14 protein-coding genes are annotated in these 19,032 nt (G+C 70.4%); 8 read left to right on the top strand and 6 right to left on the bottom strand.

All coding sequences use genetic code 11. The features are described from left to right. Positions 1 to 4: 4 nt before the first annotated feature. Genes C4B68_RS10315 through C4B68_RS10300 form a run of 4 tightly spaced genes read right to left on the bottom strand, consistent with a single transcriptional unit; the run spans position 5 to position 3,949 of the window. A complete protein-coding gene (locus C4B68_RS10315) occupies positions 5 to 1,273 on the bottom strand; it encodes an FAD-dependent monooxygenase (RefSeq protein ID WP_099504032.1) in 1,269 nt (422 codons plus the stop codon). Positions 1,274 to 1,320: 47 nt separating this feature from the next. Further along, positions 1,321 to 1,965 (bottom strand): maleylpyruvate isomerase family mycothiol-dependent enzyme, encoded by a 645-nt coding sequence (locus C4B68_RS10310; RefSeq protein ID WP_099503915.1) that lies wholly within the window; start codon positions 1,963 to 1,965, stop codon positions 1,321 to 1,323. After that, complete coding sequence (locus tag C4B68_RS10305) at positions 1,962 to 2,798, bottom strand: fumarylacetoacetate hydrolase family protein (RefSeq protein WP_099503914.1); 837 nt, start codon at positions 2,796 to 2,798, stop codon at positions 1,962 to 1,964. The genes C4B68_RS10310 and C4B68_RS10305 overlap by 4 nt, the downstream gene beginning before the upstream one ends. After that, positions 2,795 to 3,949, bottom strand: coding sequence for a cupin domain-containing protein (locus tag C4B68_RS10300; RefSeq protein WP_099503912.1), 1,155 nt, complete (start codon positions 3,947 to 3,949; stop codon positions 2,795 to 2,797). The genes C4B68_RS10305 and C4B68_RS10300 overlap by 4 nt, the downstream gene beginning before the upstream one ends. Before the next feature lie 90 nt (positions 3,950 to 4,039). Between C4B68_RS10300 and C4B68_RS10295 the strand changes: the two genes are divergently transcribed. From C4B68_RS10295 to C4B68_RS10275, 5 genes are all read left to right on the top strand, one after another. Further along, entirely contained in the window at positions 4,040 to 4,840 is an 801-nt protein-coding gene (locus tag C4B68_RS10295) for an IclR family transcriptional regulator (RefSeq protein ID WP_306511438.1), read from the top strand. 280 nt (positions 4,841 to 5,120) lie between these two features. Continuing rightward, entirely contained in the window at positions 5,121 to 6,530 is a 1,410-nt protein-coding gene (locus C4B68_RS10290) for a diaminobutyrate--2-oxoglutarate transaminase family protein (RefSeq protein ID WP_099504030.1), read from the top strand. 418 nt (positions 6,531 to 6,948) lie between these two features. Further along, positions 6,949 to 8,994, top strand: a complete 2,046-nt coding sequence (locus C4B68_RS10285) for an IucA/IucC family protein (protein ID WP_099503909.1) — start codon at positions 6,949 to 6,951, stop codon at positions 8,992 to 8,994. 38 nt (positions 8,995 to 9,032) lie between these two features. Then, entirely contained in the window at positions 9,033 to 9,920 is an 888-nt protein-coding gene (locus C4B68_RS10280; RefSeq protein WP_099503907.1) for a GNAT family N-acetyltransferase, read from the top strand. A 128-nt stretch (positions 9,921 to 10,048) separates the two neighbouring features. After that, a complete protein-coding gene (locus C4B68_RS10275; protein ID WP_099503905.1) occupies positions 10,049 to 12,028 on the top strand; it encodes an ATP-dependent DNA helicase in 1,980 nt (659 codons plus the stop codon). Positions 12,029 to 12,575: 547 nt separating this feature from the next. On the opposite strand, the gene lexA is transcribed toward C4B68_RS10275, so the two are convergent. Further along, positions 12,576 to 13,352, bottom strand: a complete 777-nt coding sequence (lexA, locus tag C4B68_RS10270) for a transcriptional repressor LexA (RefSeq protein WP_099503903.1) — start codon at positions 13,350 to 13,352, stop codon at positions 12,576 to 12,578. 516 nt (positions 13,353 to 13,868) lie between these two features. On the opposite strand from lexA, the gene nrdR reads away from it, so the two are divergent. The 3 genes from nrdR to C4B68_RS10255 all read left to right on the top strand — a co-directional run bounded on the left by nrdR (position 13,869) and on the right by C4B68_RS10255 (position 18,391). Then, entirely contained in the window at positions 13,869 to 14,423 is a 555-nt protein-coding gene (gene nrdR / locus C4B68_RS10265; protein WP_099503901.1) for a transcriptional regulator NrdR, read from the top strand. A 150-nt stretch (positions 14,424 to 14,573) separates the two neighbouring features. After that, positions 14,574 to 17,483, top strand: a complete 2,910-nt coding sequence (locus C4B68_RS10260; protein WP_099503899.1) for a vitamin B12-dependent ribonucleotide reductase — start codon at positions 14,574 to 14,576, stop codon at positions 17,481 to 17,483. Positions 17,484 to 17,701: 218 nt separating this feature from the next. Further along, the gene (locus C4B68_RS10255; RefSeq protein ID WP_099503897.1) at positions 17,702 to 18,391 is read left to right on the top strand and encodes a DUF6215 domain-containing protein; all 690 of its coding nucleotides are present in this window, start codon (positions 17,702 to 17,704) and stop codon (positions 18,389 to 18,391) included. Positions 18,392 to 18,472: 81 nt separating this feature from the next. On the opposite strand, the gene C4B68_RS10250 is transcribed toward C4B68_RS10255, so the two are convergent. Further along, the gene (locus C4B68_RS10250) at positions 18,473 to 19,006 is read right to left on the bottom strand and encodes a TerD family protein (protein WP_099503895.1); all 534 of its coding nucleotides are present in this window, start codon (positions 19,004 to 19,006) and stop codon (positions 18,473 to 18,475) included. Positions 19,007 to 19,032: the final 26 nt, after the last annotated feature.

Raw genomic sequence — 19,032 nt, 5'->3', positions numbered from 1 at the left:
TGCGTTATCGGAAATCGCCGGGAGAATTCTGTTCGGCGACGACTGCGGCCGATTCCAGGGGAATGGCTCGGTAGAGCTCCGGCTCCTGTTCGGGAGTCAGCGCCGTGGGGCCGTAGACCCAGTCGGTGAAGGAATAGTCGTGGGGGTCGCGGGCGCGCAGCAGCGCGTTGCGCTGGAGTCGCTTGACGCCGTCGTGGTGCCACAGCGCGCCCCAGGAGCGTGCGGTGGTCATCACCCGGCGGCAGTGTTCGGGACGTACGGCCTCGTACGCGGCGAGTGCCGCCTCCCAGTCGACGCCGGAGCCTTCCTCCGACCGCTCGGTCCGCAGGGCGCCGACGCGTTCGGCGAGCACCCAGCCGTCCTCGATGGCCATGACGGCGCCCTGGGCCATGTACTGCAGCGGAGGGTGGGCGGCGTCGCCGAGCAGGGCGATGCGGCCGGTCACCCAGTTCGCGATGGGCTCGCGGTCGTACATACGCCACCAGCGGTCGCGCCACATCAGCGGCAGGCCGGCCTTGATCTGTGGGCACATGCCGTCGAAGGCCCGGTCGAGTTCGTCCGGTGTGCCCCAGTCCTCCTTGCCGGCCAGGGCCTTGGGCGACTCGAAGACGGCGACCTGGTTGAACATCTGGCCGCCGCGCAGCGGGTACTGCACGAAGTGGCAGCGCGGCCCGACGTAGACGACGACGGCGCTCTCGTGGACATCGTTGGCGCGCACCTGGTCGAACGGGACCGCGCCGCGGTAGGCGACGTAGGCGGAGCTGACGGGTTCGTCGTGCACGAGCAGCCTGCGAGCGACGGAGTGGAGCCCGTCGGCGGCGATGACGACCTCGGCCCGGTCGCTGCGGCCGTCGGCGAAGGTGACGCGCGCGCCGCCCGGGGTGTTCTCGTACGCCACGCAGTGCGCGTCCGTGACCAGCTCGACGCCCGCCCGCTCGCAGGCACGGAGGAAGATGCCGTGCAGGTCGCTGCGGTGGATCACCAGGTACGGGAAGCCGTAGCGGCGCTCCAGGTCCTTCAGGTCGAGGTGGGTGAGCTCGCCGCCGTCGACGGCGTCCTTCATGATCATGCGCTCGGGCAGGACGCCGAGCGTGGTGGCCTCGTCGAGCAGGCCGTAGTCGTTCAGGATCCGGGTGCAGTTGGGGGCGATCTGGAGGCCGGCGCCGACTTCGCCGAACTCCGACGCACGCTCATACAGGCGCACCTTCAGTCCCTTGCGGGTGAGGGCCAGCGCCGCCGAGAGGCCGCCTATGCCGCCGCCGATGACGATCACGTCGGGGCGGTCCGTGTCAAGTGTGGTCAACTTCTTCTCCCGTGTGGTCACAGCCAGGGCGTGAGGGGCTGGGCGGGAGCGCCGTCAGCGGTCGCCACACCCGTGTACGGGCGGCCGGCGAGGTAGGCGGTGATCTCTGCCGGGCTGCCATGGACCGCGGGGACGCTGTCGCGGCCGCGTCTGGCCAGGATGTCCTCGCGCAGCTCGGCGAGGAACGCCTCGGGCAGATCCGCGAACCGCAGTCCGGTGCCGAGGTCCACGGCGTGCACCATGACCTCCCGGCTGCGCATCCACGGCGTCTCGCTCACGGGCACCGTCCGGCCCTGAGCGGTCACCACCTCCGCCTTCCACTGCTCCTCGGCCAGCTGGGCCATGGCGTGGGACAGCTTCTCCGCGGATTCCTCGAACCACGCGGTGAGCCGGCTGCCGGGCAGCTGCGCTCCCGCCTCGATGGAGGCGGTGCGCTGCTCCGGCGAGCTGTACATCGGTGTCGGCTCGCCGGTGCGGGCCCAGTGGACGAGGTTGCCGATCGCCTCGGCGTTGCCGGCGAGATGGGCGACGACGTGCTTGCGGGTCCAGCCGGGCAGCGGCGAGGGCGCGCCGTACGACTCCTCGTCGAGGACGGCGAGCGCCTTGCGGACCAGCGCCGTGCCCTCGGAGGCGAAGCCCAGCGTCGTTTCCAGGGTTCTCATCGCGCACCGTTCAGGACCACGCGGTTCTCCAGGCGGCCCAGCCCCTCGATCTCGGTGACCACGGTGTCGCCCTCGTTGAGGAAGACCTGCGGGGTGCGGGCGTGGCCGACGCCGCCCGGGGTGCCGGTGGCGATGATGTCGCCGGGGTTGAGGCGGATCATCGTGGAGACGTAGCGGACCAGGTCGACCGGGCCGAACAGCAGGTCACCCGTGTTGTCCTGCTGCATCACCTGGCCGTTGACCTCGCACCGGATGTCCAGGGCGGGGCGCAGGCCGCCCACCTCGTCCGGCGTGACGAGGTACGGGCCGACCGGGGTGGTGGCGTCCCAGTTCTTGCCCTGCAGCCACTCACGGGTACGGAACTGCCAGTCGCGGCACGTGATGTCGTTGAGCACCGTGAAACCCGCGATGGCCTGCTCGGCCGCCGCCTCGTTGGCGCGCCGTACCTGACGGCCGACGACGACCGCCAGTTCGGCCTCCCAGTCGAACTGCTCGGTTTCGACAGGGCGGTGGATCTCGTCCCGGGCACCGATGAGCGTGTCGGCGAACTTGGAGAAGAGGGTGGGGAATTCGGGCAGGTCGCGGCCCATCTCCTTGATGTGCGTCTGGTAGTTCAGGCCGACGCAGACCACCTTGCCAGGGCGCGGGACGAGCGATGCGAACAGCGCGCCGTCGGCGTCGCGGCGCGGGCCGTCGGCGGTCGCCGCGGCCTCCAGAGCGCCCGGGGCTGCCAGCACGGCGCCCACGTCGCGCAGGCCGAGGTCGATGAGGGAGTCTCCCTCGACGCGAACCGCCGTAGTGCGGTCTTCGAGACGGATGGTGGCGAGCTTCACGCGTGGTTCTCCTCGACGTGGGCGCGGAACAGGTTGAGCTTGCTGAACAGGGGAGCGTCGCTGAACTGGAACAGATCGAGGGCACCGGAGTCGGAGTCGGACGCCGACGCCTCCGAGCGGACCGTCAGCGGCATCCAGGACGGGACGACGAACAGGTCGCCGCGCTGGACGGACCAGGAGTGATCGCCGACGGTGACGCGGCCCGAGCCGTCGAAGACCTGGTACACCGACGATCCGGTCTCACGGCGCGGTGCCGTCTGTGCCCCGCTGCGGATGCGGTGGAACTGCGTCCGGATGGTCGGCAGGACATCCCCGCCGGTGGTGGGGTTCGCGTAGCGCACCAGCGCGTGTCCCGGCTCGACGGTGCCGGGATGACCCGCGCGCTCCAGTTCCAGCTGGTCGGTCAGCGCGGCGTCGGTGTCCTGCCAGCGGTAGCGCAGCAGCGGAGTGCCCTCATGGGACCGGAACTGCGACACCGGCACCAGCCCGGGGTGGCCCCACAGCCGCTCCGAGCGCGAGCGGTCGGGCGTCGCGTGCTCCTCCTCGGACAGCTCGTCCCGGCCGAAGTCGAAGAACTGCGCCTCGATGTCGTACTGGAAGGGGATGTCGATGCCGTCGATCCAGGCCATGGGCGTGTCGGCGGAGTTGTGGTGGGCGTGCCAGTTCAGGCCGGCCTGCGGCAGGAAGTCACCGCGTCGCATGGGGACCGGGTCGCGCTCCACGACCGTCCACACGCCGTCGCCTTCCACGACGAACCGGAAGGCGTTCTGGGTGTGCCGGTGCTCGGGGGCGTCTTCGCCGGGCATCAGGTACTGGATGGCGGCCCACAGGGTGGGGGTGGCATACGGCCTGCCCCCGAGGCTCGGGTTGGCCAGCGCGATGGCGCGTCGCTCGCCGCCGCGCCCGACCGGCACGAGGTCGCCGGACCGGTGCGCCAGGTCGAGCAGGGAGGCCCACTCCCAGCGGTGCGGCTGCGCTTTCGACGTGGGGTGCGCGGGCATCAGGTCGCCGATGCGCGTCCACAGCGGCACCAGCAGGGCCTTCTCGAAGCTGCGGTACAGGTCCTCCAGCTCGGGGGTGACCGGCGGCTGGTCGGGCTCGTCCTCGGCGACGAGGCTGACGGGGGAGACGACGCTGTCTTTATCGGTCATGCGGAAACCGTGCGCTTCGCCGGTCGATTTGGAACAGTAGATTCTGTCTGGCAGAACACTCGCGGAGACGGGACGACCGTGGCGAAATCGATGAAGAACCCGCCGGCGTACGGCGTGAGCAGCGTGGACCACGCCCTCCAGCTGGCCGTGATCCTGCAGGTCGAAGGGCCCCTCACGGTCTCGGAGGCGGCCCGGCGGCTCGGCGTGGCCCGCTCCAGCGCCCACCGGCTGCTGTCCACGCTGGTGTACCGGGATTTCGCTGTCCAGAACGAGGACCGCAGCTACCGCGTCGGCCCGGTCCTGGAGATCGCCGCCAAGGCGCAGTCGAACGTCGCCGCCATCCGATCCGCCGCCCTCGGCCCGCTGCGGGCCCTCGTCGACACGCTCGACGAGACCGCGAGCCTCTCGATCCGCGTCGGCCGGACCGTACGGTTCATCGCCTCCGTCGAGTGCGCGCAGTCGCTCAGAGTGGGCAACCGGGAGGGCATGGTCTTCCCCGCCCACCAGGTGTCCGGCGGCCTGGTCATGCTCGCGGCTCTCCCCGACGACGAGCTGACCGCGCTCTACGCCACCACTCCCGGCGACGGCACCGCGGAGCACCCGGACCTCGCTGAGCTGCGCACCGAGCTGCGAGGGGTCCGGCGCAGCGGCGTGGCACTGAACCTGGAACGCTCCGAGCGCGGTGTCGTCGCCATCGGCCGGGGCGTGACCGACGCCCACGGCGAGACGGTCGCGGCCGTGTCGGTGGCCATGCCGAGCGTGCGGTACTCGCCGGACCGGGTGCAGGGGATCGTCGCGGCTCTGACCCGGGCAGCGGAGGCGATCTCCACCGCGATCGCCCGGCCGGACGGACGGAGCCCGACCGCGGAAGGGCCGGATGCCGCCCGCTGAGACCGTCCGCCCGGCCGGCACGCGGCAGCGCCGTCTCCGCTGCGGCTCCGGGCGGTCTCGGACGGGATCGCCGAGGCGACGCCGCGGGATGTGAGGCCGGGCCGGAGTGGCAACGGTTCCGTGACGGCAAGGATCTTCGGCTCACCCGCTTCCCCGCGCGGGTCGCGTCGTTGGTACGTACGCGGGGCCTGCCGCCTGCGTTCGGAGCCCCCTGCCAAGTCGCCTCTGGACAGCGGGAGGACCTGTAGTCGTGGCCGTGACCGAGCCTGCGGTGGTGCCGATGAGGGCGCCCGAAGTGTCTGAGGGGGCGCAGGAGACTCGTCCCGGAGCGCCCGACGGGGCGCGCGCGGCGCACGAGGGGATTCTGCGGCGCCAGTCGGCGCGCGAGTCGGCGGCGCGCACCTATGCGCGCGCCCTTCCGATCGTTCCCGTGCGGGCGCGCGGGCTGACGATCGAGGGCGCCGACGGGCGCCGCTATCTCGACTGCCTCTCGGGTGCCGGGACCCTGGCCCTCGGGCACAACCATCCGGTGGTCCTGGAGGCGATCAGAAGGGTCCTCGACTCGGGGGCGCCGCTGCACGTCCTCGACCTCGCCACGCCTCTGAAGGACGCCTTCACCACGGAGCTGTTCCGCACGCTTCCACCCCGGTTCGCCGACCGTGCCCGGGTCCGGTTCTGCGGACCGGCCGGGACGGACGCCGTCGAGGCCGCGTTCAAGCTGGTGCGCGCGGCGACCGGGCGCACGGGGCTGCTCGCGTTCACCGGCGCGTACCACGGGATGACCGCGGGGGCGCTCGAAGCATCCGGGGACGCTACCGAGGTACGTGTCGCGCGCCTGCCGTATCCGCAGGACTACCGCTGCCCGTTCGGGATCGGCGGCGACCGCGGCGCCGAACTCGCCGCGCGCTGGACCGAGTCCGTGCTCGACGACAGCAAGTCGGGCGTACCGCGCCCCGCCGGGATGATCCTCGAACCCGTCCAAGGCGAAGGCGGAGTGATTCCCGCGCCCGACGCCTGGATGCGCCGGATGCGCGAGATCACCGCGGCACGATCGATCCCCCTGATCGCGGACGAGGTCCAGACCGGAGTCGGCCGGACCGGCGCCTTCTGGGCGGTGGAACACAGCGGGATCACACCGGACGTGATGGTCCTGTCCAAGGCCATCGGCGGCAGCCTGCCGCTGGCCGTCGTCGTCTACCGCGACGACCTCGACGTCTGGCAACCCGGCGCCCACGCGGGCACGTTCCGCGGCAACCAGCTCGCCATGGCCGCAGGCACGGCGACTCTCGCGTACGTCCGCGAGAACCGTCTCGCCGAGCGCGCCGGCACCCTGGGGACCCACATACTGGCCCAACTCCGCAAACTCGCGGACGAATTCCCCTGCATCGGCGATGTACGGGGTCGGGGACTGATGATCGGCGTCGAATTCGTCGACCCGGAAGCGACCCCGCACGCCGCCGTCGGCGCCCCCCCATCGGCCGCTCCCGAACTCGCCGCCGCCGTCCAGCGAGAGTGCCTCCGCCGTGGCTTGATCGTGGAACTCGGCGGCCGCCGTTCCAGCGTCGTGCGCCTCCTGCCCCCGCTGACCATCAGCGACGAACAGGCGACCGCCGTGCTCGACCGACTCGCGGACGCGGTGGGGGCGTTGGCGGGGGCACGGGGGGACCTGGGGCGTGGGCGGACGCCGTAGGAACGGGACCCCGGGGGGATTGGGCTTGATCAAAGCGTCAGTTGGCGCGACGGCCGTCTCGTACGGCGTTGGAGCTGCCGCGAATCCTTGAATCCTTGCCCTCGCTGGGCCGACGCCGACCGCCCCGGCCTGCCCTACGCGCCCGACCCGCCCGACCCGCCCGACCCGCCCGGGCCGCCCGGGCCGCCTCCCGCGCCCGGTTCGCCCGGTCCGCGTTTGCCCGTTCAGGCCGCTGCCCGCCTCACGCGGACCCAGCGGGCCCCCACCGCTGGAGCCCATCCCGGTCACACAGACCACCCCCACATCGACTCGTCCCACCACCTCCACCCGAATTAACAGGAACGCCCAAGACCCAACACACGCCAGTTACGCCCGGGTTCGTCGCCCCACGAGCCCGAACGACCCACAAGGAACTCTCGTGAACGCCACCCCCGCACCCGACGGCCGTCCCCACACCCACGAGCGAGCGGCCTGTGGCACGCAGACCCCCCTCAGGCCGGAGGCCGAATCGGTCCCCCGGCAGAAGGAAGCGGCCCGGAAGTCCGAGCGGCCGCGCGGCGCCACCGCCGACCTGCTGGAGCATCCTGACGCGCAGACCGCGGCCCAGGCGGCGGCCGTGGAGAACCTGCTGCGGTGCTGGGTACGGGAGAACAACCTGCCGGCCCCCGACGACGGCACCCTCCGCATCCCCCTCCCCACCAGCGGCACGACCCTCGTGGCCCCCGTCCACTACTGGTCCGCCACCGGCTGGCACCGCTTCGGCCTTCCGTACCTCGCCGACGCCCCCGACGAGGTACCACCCGCCGACGCGGTCACGGTGGCGGTACTGCTCGCCCGGCAATCGGCGACCGCGTCGGCAGCCACGAGCGCCACCCCCGCTCGCGTCTCCGTCGACCCGTCGCCCACCGCACCTCACGCGCCAGAGCCCGGCGGAGCGCCCCTCGGAGCCGCCACGGCTCACCCCGAACCTCAGGCTGCCGCGCACAGCCCTGCTGGTGACGGCGCCGACCTCGTCGGCCGCGTCGCCGACTCCGTACGCCGCACCGCCGTGTTCATCAGCGACCGCAGGCAACACCCGGCCGACGAACCTGACCTCTTTCTCGCCGCCGAACAGGCCCTTTTGCTGGGCCACCCGCTGCACCCGACGCCGAAGAGCCGCGACGGACTCTCCGAGGCCGAAGCCCGGCTGTATTCACCCGAGTTGCGCGGCTCCTTCCCTCTGCACTGGATGGCTGTCGCCCCGTCGGTGCTGGCCGCCGACTCGGCGTGGACGGAACGCGGCCGCCGCGTCTCCGCGGAGCAGCTCACTCTGCGGTTGGCCGGTGCCGGGCTGCCGCTGCCCGACGGGTACGCGGCCCTGCCGCTGCACCCCTGGCAGCTGGGCGAGGCGCGTCACCGTCCCGAGACCGCAGCTCTGCTGGATGCCGGGCTGCTCCAGGACCTCGGCCCGCACGGTGTCCCGTGGCACCCCACCTCCTCGGTCCGCACCGTCTACCGCTCCGGCGCGCCCGCGATGCTGAAGCTGTGCCTGGGCCTGCGTATCACCAACTCCCGTCGTGAGAACCTCCGCAAGGAACTCCACCGTGGCGTGGAGGTCCACCGTCTGCTGCGCAGTGGCCTGTTCATGCAGTGGCAGGCCGTCCACCCGGGCTTCGACATCGTGCGCGACCCTGCCTGGCTCGCCGTCAACAATCCCGACGGCAGCCCCCTGCCCGGGCTCGACGTGATGATCCGCCACAACCCGTTCAGCCCGACGGACGACGCCGGGTGCGTGGCGGGACTGGTCTCGCCCCGGCCCCACGCCCAACCCGGCGCACAGAACCCGGCACAGGGCCTGCCCCTCATGCGCTCCCGGCTCACCGAGATCGTCACCGGGCTCGCCGGACGCACCGGCCGCCCACGCGGCGCCGTCGCCACCGAGTGGTTCCTGCGCTATCTGGAGCAGGTCGTACGCCCCGTGCTCTGGCTGGACAGCGAGGCGGGAATCGCCCTGGAAGCGCACCAGCAGAACACCCTGCTCCTGCTGGACCCCGAAGGCTGGCCCAAAGGCGGCCGCTACCGCGACAACCAGGGCTACTACTTCCGCGAGTCACGGCGCGCCGAACTCGACGCTCGGCTGCCCGGCATCGGCGAGCACAGCGACACGTTCGTTTCCGACGAGGTCACCGACGAACGCTTCGCCTACTACCTCGCCATCAACAACGTGCTCGGCCTCGTCGGCGCGTTCGGCTCCCAACGCCTGGCCGACGAACAGCTGTTGCTCGCCGCCTTCCGCCGCTTCCTCACGGACGTGGCCACCGGCCCGGCCCGGCTGCGTACGCCCCTGCCGGCCCACCTGCTCGACTCACCGGTCCTGCGCTGCAAGGCCAACCTGCTGACCCGGCTGCACGGCCTCGACGAACTCGTCGGTCCCGTCGACACGCAGTCCGTCTACGTCACCATCGCCAACCCCCTTCATTCCTGAGGAACATGACCCACCCGTCTCCTGAGAGGAGCGTCGCCGTGCCTCCCACCGATGCGAGCACCGACGCCGGTACCGCCCCCACCACCGAACTCGGCACCGACACGGGGCCCTGTTCGGGTCCCGGCTCGGGTCCCAGTTCGGGCTCCGGCGCGAGCACCGACACCGAGGACACCCTTGACCTGCGGCTCCCCGACGAGCTCATCGCGCTCTTCACCCAGGAAGCCGGGGCACCGGACGGGGCCACGGGAGAGGCAACCGGCATCGCCGCAGGAGACGGCATGGCCGGAAGCACGGGAGTGGTCAAGGGCGGACGTCGAGGCATGGCGGAGACCCGTTTCGCCGCCCCGGCCGACGACGACCTGCTCGACCGCGTCGGCGACTGGGGGCCGACCGACACGCCCGTGGGCGTCTTCCACCTTGTCCCGGTGCGTGTCGAGCGCGACCTCCCGCTCGTCACGCGCTGGATGAACGACCCTGCCGTCGCGGCCTTCTGGGAGCTGTCGGGACCCGCGTCCGTGGCCGAGGAACATCTGCGCGTCCAACTCGACGGCGACGGACGCAGTGTCCCCTGCCTCGGGGTGCTGGACGGCACCCCGATGAGCTACTGGGAGATCTACCGTGCGGACCTCGATCTCCTGGCTCGCCACTACCCCGCCCGACCGCACGACACCGGTATTCACCTCCTCATCGGCGGCGTCGCCAACCGTGGGCGCGGCATCGGCTCCACCCTGCTCAGAGCTGTCGCCGACCACGTACTGGACAAGCGTCGTTCATGCACGCGCGTCGTTGCCGAACCCGACCTTCGCAACACCCCCTCCGTCGCCGCTTTCCTGAGCGCCGGCTTCCGGCTCTCCGCCGAGGTCGATCTGCCCGACAAGCGGGCAGCCCTCATGGTCCGAGACCGGGCCCTGCGCGATCTGTTGTAGCGCCATCACTTTTAGTACACCGCTCGCCCCGATCCGGTTCCCTGCCGAGGAGCGCCCGTGCCCAGACCCTTGCGCGACACCTGCGGAGTGATCCGACTGTCAGTGGCGCCCCGTAGGCTGGCACCGCTATGACGAAGCCCTCACTCCCCGAACTCCTGGATGCTGCCGTCACTGCCGTCGGCGGTACGGAGCGCCCCGGCCAGGTGACCATGGCCGAAGCCGTCGCGGACGCCATCGACGACAGCTCCCACCTTCTGGTGCAGGCGGGCACCGGCACCGGAAAGTCGCTCGGCTACCTGGTGCCCGCGCTCGCGCACGGGGAGCGGGTGGTGGTGGCCACCGCCACCCTGGCGCTGCAGCGGCAGCTCGTGGAGCGCGACCTGCCGCGCACCGTCGACGCGCTGCATCCGCTGCTGCGCCGCCGCCCCCAGTTCGCGATGCTGAAGGGCCGGTCGAACTATCTGTGCCTGCACCGCCTGCACGAGGGCATGCCGCAGGACGAGGAGGAGGGCCTCTTCGACCAGTTCGAGGCGGCCGCGCCCACCAGCAAGCTCGGCCAGGACCTGCTGAGGCTGCGGGACTGGTCGGACGAGACCGAGACGGGCGACCGCGACGACCTCACGCCCGGCGTCTCCGACCGCGCCTGGGCCCAGGTGTCCGTGTCGTCCCGGGAGTGCCTGGGCGCCACCAAGTGCGCCTACGGAGCGGAGTGCTTCGCCGAGATGGCCCGCGAGCGCGCCAAGCTCGCCGACGTCGTCGTCACCAATCACGCGCTGCTCGCGATCGACGCCATCGAGGGCGCGCCCGTCCTGCCGCAGCACGAGGTGCTGATCGTCGACGAGGCGCATGAGCTGGTCTCCCGGGTCACCGGCGTCGCGACGGGCGAGCTCACCCCCGGCCAGGTCAACCGCGCCGTCCGGCGCGCCGCCAAACTCGTCAACGAGAAGGCCGCCGACCAGCTCCAGACCGCTGCCGAGGGCTTCGAGCGGCTCATGGAGCTGGCGCTGCCGGGACGCCTGGAGGAGATCCCGGAGGACCTCGGGTACGCACTGATGGCGTTGCGCGACGCCGCGCGTACGGTGATTTCGGCGATCGGCTCGACACGCGACAAGTCCGTCCAGGACGAGGACGCGGTGCGCAAGCAGGCTCTGGCCTCCGTGGAGACCGTGCACGACGTGGCGGAGCGCATCACCCAGGGCTCCGAGTGGGATGTCGTCTGGTACGAGCGCCATGACCGTTTCGGCGCGTCGCTCCGCGTGGCTCCTATGAATGTGTCCGGGCTCCTCAGAGAGAAGCTCTTCGCGGACCGGTCCGTCGTCCTGACCTCCGCGACGCTGAAGCTCGGCGGTGACTTCAACGGCGTGGGAGCGTCGCTGGGGCTTGCCCCTGAGGGCACGGAGGGCGAGGACCTTCCGCAGTGGAAGGGTGTCGACGTCGGCTCGCCCTTCGACTACCCCAAGCAGGGCATCCTCTATGTCGCCAAGCACCTGTCACGCCCGGCCCGGGACGGTGACCGCGTGGACATGCTGGACGAACTCACCGAGCTGATCCAGGCCGCCGGCGGTCGCACGCTCGGCCTGTTCTCCTCGATGCGGGCCGCCCAGCTCGCGGCGGAGGAGCTGCGGACGCGTATCCCCGAGTACCCGATCCTGCTGCAGGGCGAGGAGACGCTCGGCGAGCTGATCAAGAACTTCGCGGCCGACCCCAAGACCTGCCTCTTCGGCACGCTGTCGCTCTGGCAGGGCGTGGACGTCCCTGGCCCCAGCTGCCAGCTGGTCGTCATGGACAAGATCCCCTTCCCGCGCCCAGACGACCCTCTGATGAGCGCCCGCCAGAAGGCGGTCGAGGACAACGGCGGCAATGGCTTCATGGCGGTCGCCGCCACACACGCCGCGCTCCTGATGGCCCAGGGCGCCGGCCGACTCGTACGAGCGTCGGGGGATCGGGGCGTCATCGCCGTACTGGACCAGCGCCTGGCCACGGCCCGCTACGGCAGCTACCTGAAGGCGTCACTGCCCGACTTCTGGTACACGACGGACCGTAACCAGGCCCGCAGATCACTCGCCGCGATCGACGAGGTGGCACGGAAGGCGGAGAGCGACGCGTAACGCCTGGGCGGCGGGCTGGGTACGGGATCGGTTATGTCCTGTGCGGCCTTACGGGGCGAAGCTCGCCTTATCAGGCCGCCCGGCCTTGGTGAGGCTGGCCCAGGCCGACGCTGAGGCCAGTCCCGGCGCACCCAAGCCCTCGCCCACAGCCGGCTCACCGCAGACCCAGCCCCCGCCCCACCGGGCAGCACCCCACACCTCGAAGCCCTAGCCAGAGAGCGCCCGCACGCCCACCCCCGCCCGGGAAGCCCCGCGCCCAGGCCCCAGCCGGGCCCAGCAACGGACCAGGCGTGCCGCGGCCTGCCACGGTCCAGGCCCCGCTAGAGCTCCCACGGCCCAGGCCCCGCCAGGGCCAGCCACGCTCCAGGCCCCGCCAAAGCCGCCCACGGCCCAGGTCCCACGGCAGCTGGCCAGGCCCGGCGGCCAGCCAGCCCCCGGCCACCCCCGAAGGCCCCCCGGCCAGAAAAACGCGGGGCCCCGGAACCGGCGCAGTTGGTTCCGGGGCCCGGTCAGGGGCGAGGCGGGGCGTCCCGCCCTTCGCGGGTTGTCAGACCCGTCGCAGCACGGCCACGACCTTGCCGAGGATGGTCGCCTCGTCGCCGGGGATCGGCTGGTACGCGGCGTTGTGCGGCAGCAGCCACACGTGCCCGTCTTCGCGCTTGAAGCGCTTCACCGTGGCTTCGCCGTCGAGCATCGCGGCCACGATGTCGCCGTTCTCCGCGACCGGCTGGCGGCGGACGGTCACCCAGTCCCCGTCGCAGATGGCGGCCTCGATCATCGAGTCGCCGACGACCTTCAGGACGAACAGCTCGCCGTCGCCGACCAGCTGGCGGGGGAGTGGGAAGACGTCCTCGACCGACTCCTCGGCGAGGATCGGGCCACCGGCGGCGATCCGGCCGACCAGCGGGACGTAGGACGCGGCAGGCTTGCCCGCGGTGTCGGTGGGCTGCACCGAGGACTGGTCGGAGCCCCGGACCTCGTATGCGCGCGGGCGGTGCGGGTCGCGGCGCAGGAAGCCCTTGCGCTCCAGTGCCATCAGCTGATGCGCGACCGAGGAGGTGCTGGAGAGACCGACCGCCTGTCCGATCTCCCGCATCGACGGCGGGTAGCCGCGTCGCTGCACGGAGTCCCTGATGACCTCGATCACCCGGCGCTGCCGGTCCGTGAGTCCGGAGCTGTCCGCCCGGATGCCTGGAGGTCGGCCCGGCAGCGAGCGCTTGGGTCCCTCATGGTTCACGGCTTCGTTCATCGCATGCACCGGCTCGAGTCGGCCCTGGGAGCGGTCCTGGGCAGTGATGGTGGCACTGTCTGCGGTGGTGGTCACGTCGGCCCCTCTCGATGGTCTCCCTGCTGCACAACGGTAGTTGCTTTCGAAAGGTTGCGCCAAACACACGTTCGAGTGAAAAAACGAGGATTGCCGGACGTGATCAAGTGTCTGGGTGTATGGCTAACGCTGCACCTGGCGGACAAAAGGGCCCATTGCTGTACTCTTCACCGCCGGGCGGTGACCGTGCCAGCAGATGTGTGCCGCGGCCCAGTCTGCCATCCACTGCCCCGTCAATGGGGTACCGGCCCCCTATCCGCACGGCGACCACGGTTTCTTCGCGTGTCCGCGACCGGTATGCCCGTGCGGCACATGCCGATCCGTGTGTGACACGCGCGATGTGTGTGAATTTACCGGCCAGGCCCCACATCTAGTGGTTGGATTGCGGTAGCAGCCCAGAAGTTGTGGTCCCCCGGTCTTCGGGCCCTCGGCCATCGCCTATGCTTGGGGCTGCTTCGAGGGGCCCACGAGGTCTCGCGAGGTCTATGAGTCGTGCTGTGAAGGAGGGTTGGAGCCATGCACTGCCCCTTCTGCAGGCACCCTGACAGCCGCGTCGTCGACAGTCGTACGACCGATGACGGCACGTCGATCCGCAGGCGCCGCCAGTGCCCCGACTGCTCCCGTCGTTTCACGACCGTGGAGACGTGCTCGCTGATGGTGGTCAAGCGCTCAGGCGTGACCGAGCCCTTCAGCCGTACCAAGGTCATCAACGGCGTGCGCAAGGCATGCCAGGGGCGGCCAGTCACCGAGGACGCACTCGCCCAGCTCGGCCAGCGGGTGGAGGAGGCGGTGCGGGCCACCGGAAGCGCCGAACTGACCACCCACGACGTGGGGCTGGCCATACTCGGCCCGTTGCAGGAACTCGACCTCGTCGCCTATCTGCGGTTCGCGTCCGTCTACCGGGCGTTCGACTCGCTTGAGGACTTCGAGGCCGCCATCGCGGAGCTCAGGGAAAAGACGAGGCAGCACCCCGCCGCGGACAAGGAAGACGCGGAAGCGGAGCGCCCGGAAAGCGACCGCGGGTCCGGAGGGGCTGTCCAGGTCCCCGTGCCCGCCAGCGCCGCCGACTGACGAGGAGGCCGGCCCGGGTCGGGCGGTCGGCGGCGACCACAGACCCGCTGCGGGGGGCCGTATGGGCGGCGCGCGCAGCATCAGACACACACCGTGCCACGGGAAGAACGAGGCACTTCAGGGCGTTTTAGCCCGATACAGGGAGGCGGCATGACAGAGACGGCGAGCGGTCCGGCACGAGGTTCCCGCGCGAAGGGCACCAAGGCCAGCAAGGGGCTGCGTATCGAGCGCATCCACACCACCCCCGGCGTGCACCCGTACGACGAGGTGGAGTGGGAGCGCCGTGACGTCGTCATGACCAACTGGCGCGACGGCTCGGTCAATTTCGAGCAGCGTGGCGTCGAGTTCCCCGACTTCTGGTCGGTGAACGCGGTCAACATCGTCACCAGCAAGTACTTCCGCGGCGCCGTCGGCACCCCGCAGCGCGAAGTGAGCCTCAAACAGCTCATCGACCGCATCGTGAAGACGTACCGGAAGGCCGGCGAGGACTACAAGTACTTCGCTTCGCCCGCCGACGCCGAGATCTTCGAGCACGAGCTGGCGTACGCCCTCCTGCACCAGATCTTCAGCTTCAACAGCCCTGTCTGGTTCAACGTCGGGACGCCGCAGCCCCAGCAGGTCTCCGCCTGCTTCATCCTGTCCGTCGACGACTCCATGGAGTCGATCCTCGACTGGTACAAGGAAGAGGGCATGATCTTCAAGGGCGGCTCCGGCGCCGGCCTGAACCTCTCCCGCATCCGCTCCTCCAAGGAGCTCCTCTCCTCCGGCGGCAACGCCTCGGGTCCCGTCTCCTTCATGCGCGGTGCCGACGCCTCCGCAGGAACGATCAAGTCGGGTGGCGCCACGCGCCGCGCGGCCAAGATGGTCATCCTCGACGTCGACCACCCCGACATCGAGGACTTCATCGAGACCAAGGTCAAGGAGGAGGAGAAGATCCGCGCCCTCCGTGACGCGGGCTTCGACATGGACCTGGGCGGCGACGACATCACGTCCGTCCAGTACCAGAACGCCAACAACTCGGTCCGCGTGAACGACACGTTCATGAAGGCCGTCGAGTCGGGCGGCAAGTTCGGCCTGACGTCCCGCATGACCGGCGAGGTCATCGAGGAGGTCGACGCCAAGGCGCTCTTCCGCAAGATGGCCGAGGCCGCCTGGGCCTGTGCGGACCCGGGCATCCAGTACGACGACACGATCAACCACTGGCACACGTGCCCGGAGTCCGGCCGCATCAACGGCTCGAACCCGTGCAGCGAGTACATGCACCTGGACAACACGTCCTGCAACCTCGCCTCGCTGAACCTGATGAAGTTCCTGAAGGACGACGGCAAGGGCCACCAGTCCTTCGACGTCGAGCGCTTCTCGAAGGTCGTCGAGCTGGTCATCACCGCGATGGACATCTCCATCTGCTTCGCGGACTTCCCGACCGAGAAGATCGGTGAGAACACCCGCGCCTTCCGTCAGCTGGGCATCGGTTACGCCAACCTCGGCGCCCTCCTGATGGCGACCGGCCACGCCTACGACTCCGACGGCGGCCGTGCCCTCGCCGGTGCCATCACCTCGCTGATGACCGGCACCTCGTACAAGCGCTCCGCCGAGCTCTCCGCGGTCGTCGGCCCGTACGACGGCTACGCCCGCAACGCGCAGCCGCACCAGCGCGTCATGAAGCAGCACGCCGACGCCAACGCCAAGGCCGTCCGCATGGACGACCTGGACACCCCGATCTGGGCCGCCGCCACGGAGGCCTGGCAGGACGTGATCCACCTCGGCGAGAAGAACGGCTTCCGTAACTCGCAGGCCTCCGTCATCGCCCCGACCGGCACCATCGGTCTCGCGATGTCCTGCGACACCACCGGCCTCGAGCCCGACCTCGCCCTGGTCAAGTTCAAGAAGCTGGTCGGCGGCGGTTCGATGCAGATCGTCAACGGCACCGTTCCGCAGGCCCTGCGCCGCCTGGGCTACCAGGAGGAGCAGATCGAGGCGATCGTCGCCCACATCGCCGAGCACGGCAATGTCGTCGACGCCCCGGGCCTCAAGCACGAGCACTACGAGGTCTTCGACTGCGCCATGGGCGAGCGCTCCATCTCCGCGATGGGCCACGTCCGCATGATGGCCGCGATCCAGCCGTGGATCTCCGGCGCGCTCTCCAAGACGGTCAACATGCCGGAGTCGGCGACCGTCGAAGAGGTCGAGGAGATCTACTTCGAGGCCTGGAAGATGGGTGTCAAGGCGCTCGCGATCTACCGCGACAACTGCAAGGTCGGCCAGCCCCTCTCCGCCAAGACCAAGGAGAAGGAGAAGTCCGCGACTGACGCTGTCACCGCCAAGGCCGAGGCGACCATCCGCGAGACGGTCGAGAAGGTCGTCGAGTACCGCCCGGTCCGCAAGCGCCTCCCCAAGGGCCGTCCCGGCATCACCACCTCCTTCACGGTGGGCGGCGCCGAGGGCTACATGACCGCCAACTCCTACCCGGACGACGGTCTCGGCGAGGTCTTCCTGAAGATGTCGAAGCAGGGCTCCACCCTCGCGGGCATGATGGACGCCTTCTCGATCGCCGTCTCGGTTGGTCTGCAGTACGGCGTGCCCCTGGAGACGTACGTCTCGAAGTTCACGAACATGCGCTTCGAGCCGGCCGGCATGACGGACGACCCGGACGTGCGGATGGCGCAGTCGATCGTCGACTACATCTTCCGCCGCCTGGCGCTGGACTTCCTGCCCTTCGAGACGCGCTCCGCGCTCGGCATCCACTCCGCCGAGGAGCGTCAGCGTCACCTGGAGACCGGTTCGTACGAGCAGTCCGTCGACGATGTCGAGGTCGACGTGGAGGGCCTGGCCCAGTCGGCGCCGCGTGCGCAGGAACTGAAGGCCGTCGCCAGCCCGAAGGCCGAGGTCGAGGCGGCCAAGCCCGCCCCGAAGCAGGCCCACACCAGCGCCGAGCTGGTGGAGATGCAGCTGGGCATCCAGGCGGACGCCCCCCTGTGCTTCTCCTGCGGTACGAAGATGCAGCGGGCCGGCTCCTGCTACATCTGCGAGGGATGCGGCTCGACCAGCGGCTGCAGCTGATGGCAGACGCCTGCTGGTCATGAACTAGCTGGTCAGGGCGGTGGAGCCGGTATCTGGGCTCCACCGCCCCGCGTTTTGCGACGTGGGCACACCGCTTGTCGGGCCGGACCCGCAGAGCACGCGACTTCCGGAACCCGGGACAATTCCTGTTTCCCGGCGAAACGATCACCGGTTAGGCTCCCCCGGCGCGCATCGGGCGCGAACGGCAGGTGGGGGACATGGTCGACGATTTCGCCGAATCCAAGAAGAGCATGAGCGCGGGGGCCCAGGCCGCCGCCGCGGTGGTGGTGGTCGCGGGCGTCATGGGTGGCATGTGGGGACTGGGCGAGGTTCTCCAGGGGAAGCCCGATGACGGTGAGCCGGCCGATTGCTCCATTTCGAGCACGCAGGACGCCCTGCCGTCGAAGTACGTCTCCGGAGCACAGCTGTGCACGGCGCTGAACCGTCCGGACCTGCCGACGCTCCTCGGAACGCCGGAGGAGCGCGCGGAGACCGCCGGGGGCAGCGACAGCTGGATCACCCTTGCCGGCGGCACCGAGATCGCCGCCCCCGAGGCGAACGTCGCGCTGAAGACCTACTCCGTGAAGCTTTCGGCGTCCTACGGCCGGCTCCCGGTCGCCCAGGAGGCCGACTACCTGGGCGAGACCGCGCAGACGAGAACGGTCCTGGGACACGCCGCGGTCCTCTCCTCGGACCGGACCATTGCCCTCACCTTCAACGGCGGCAAGATCGACACCGGCCCCGGCGGCATCGCCCGCCGCCTGCTGGTGGCCAGGGACGCGAAGGACGGGGGCGGTTCCTTCGAGATCGTCATCTGGCGCCAGGACGCCGTGCCACCTGATGACGCGGCGTTGTTCCGCGTCGCCGAGCAGGTGCTGCCGACGATCCCGGGCTGGACGGGCGACTGACGTGTCATCCGCGGGTTTCGACTGTCAGCAGGAGGGCGGCACGGCCACCGGCCGTGCCGCCCGATTCGGCAGGCTCGCGATTCAGGCGTCCTCAGGGCTGCCCATGATCCTGGCGAAGGTCGCCGGATCCGTGTCGTAGCCGTGGATGCCCGGGTGGAAGGTCCACTCTCCGGAGCCGTCGCGCCGGAACTCCCCGACGGTGGCCGCCGTCGACCCCAGGACATCGGCGAAATCATCCTCCGCGAGGACGGTGTAGCCCTCACGCATGCGCATGGCTGGGTTGACCACACTCACGAACGTCTTGTGACCGGGGCGCTGCTGGATGATGACGCCGACGACCACGCGCGCGTAGCGGGCGTTCAGCCGGTTGAGCTCGAGCGTCATCACCTCGTCCCAGCCGAAGCCCTTGCCGTCCTTGCTGTCCCGGTTCAGATAGATGGTGCCGTCGGGCGAACGGCTGTCGAAGTGCACTACATAGGCCGGTTCTCCGTGCGGGGCATCCGCGCGATAGGTCGCCGCGATGATGTCGAGATCGGTGGCGGGCTCACCGGCGGGACTCGGATCCCACTTCACCGCCAACTCGACCTTGCGGATGCCCTTGTTGAGACCGCTCACCAGATCTCCCCTCCCCTTCCCTCGTA

The sequence above is a fragment of the Streptomyces dengpaensis genome, from assembly GCF_002946835.1.
Classification (GTDB): domain Bacteria; phylum Actinomycetota; class Actinomycetes; order Streptomycetales; family Streptomycetaceae; genus Streptomyces; species Streptomyces dengpaensis.
The sequence above is the reverse complement of the archived record's forward strand: the minus strand, read 5'-3'. Positions and strand labels throughout refer to the sequence as shown.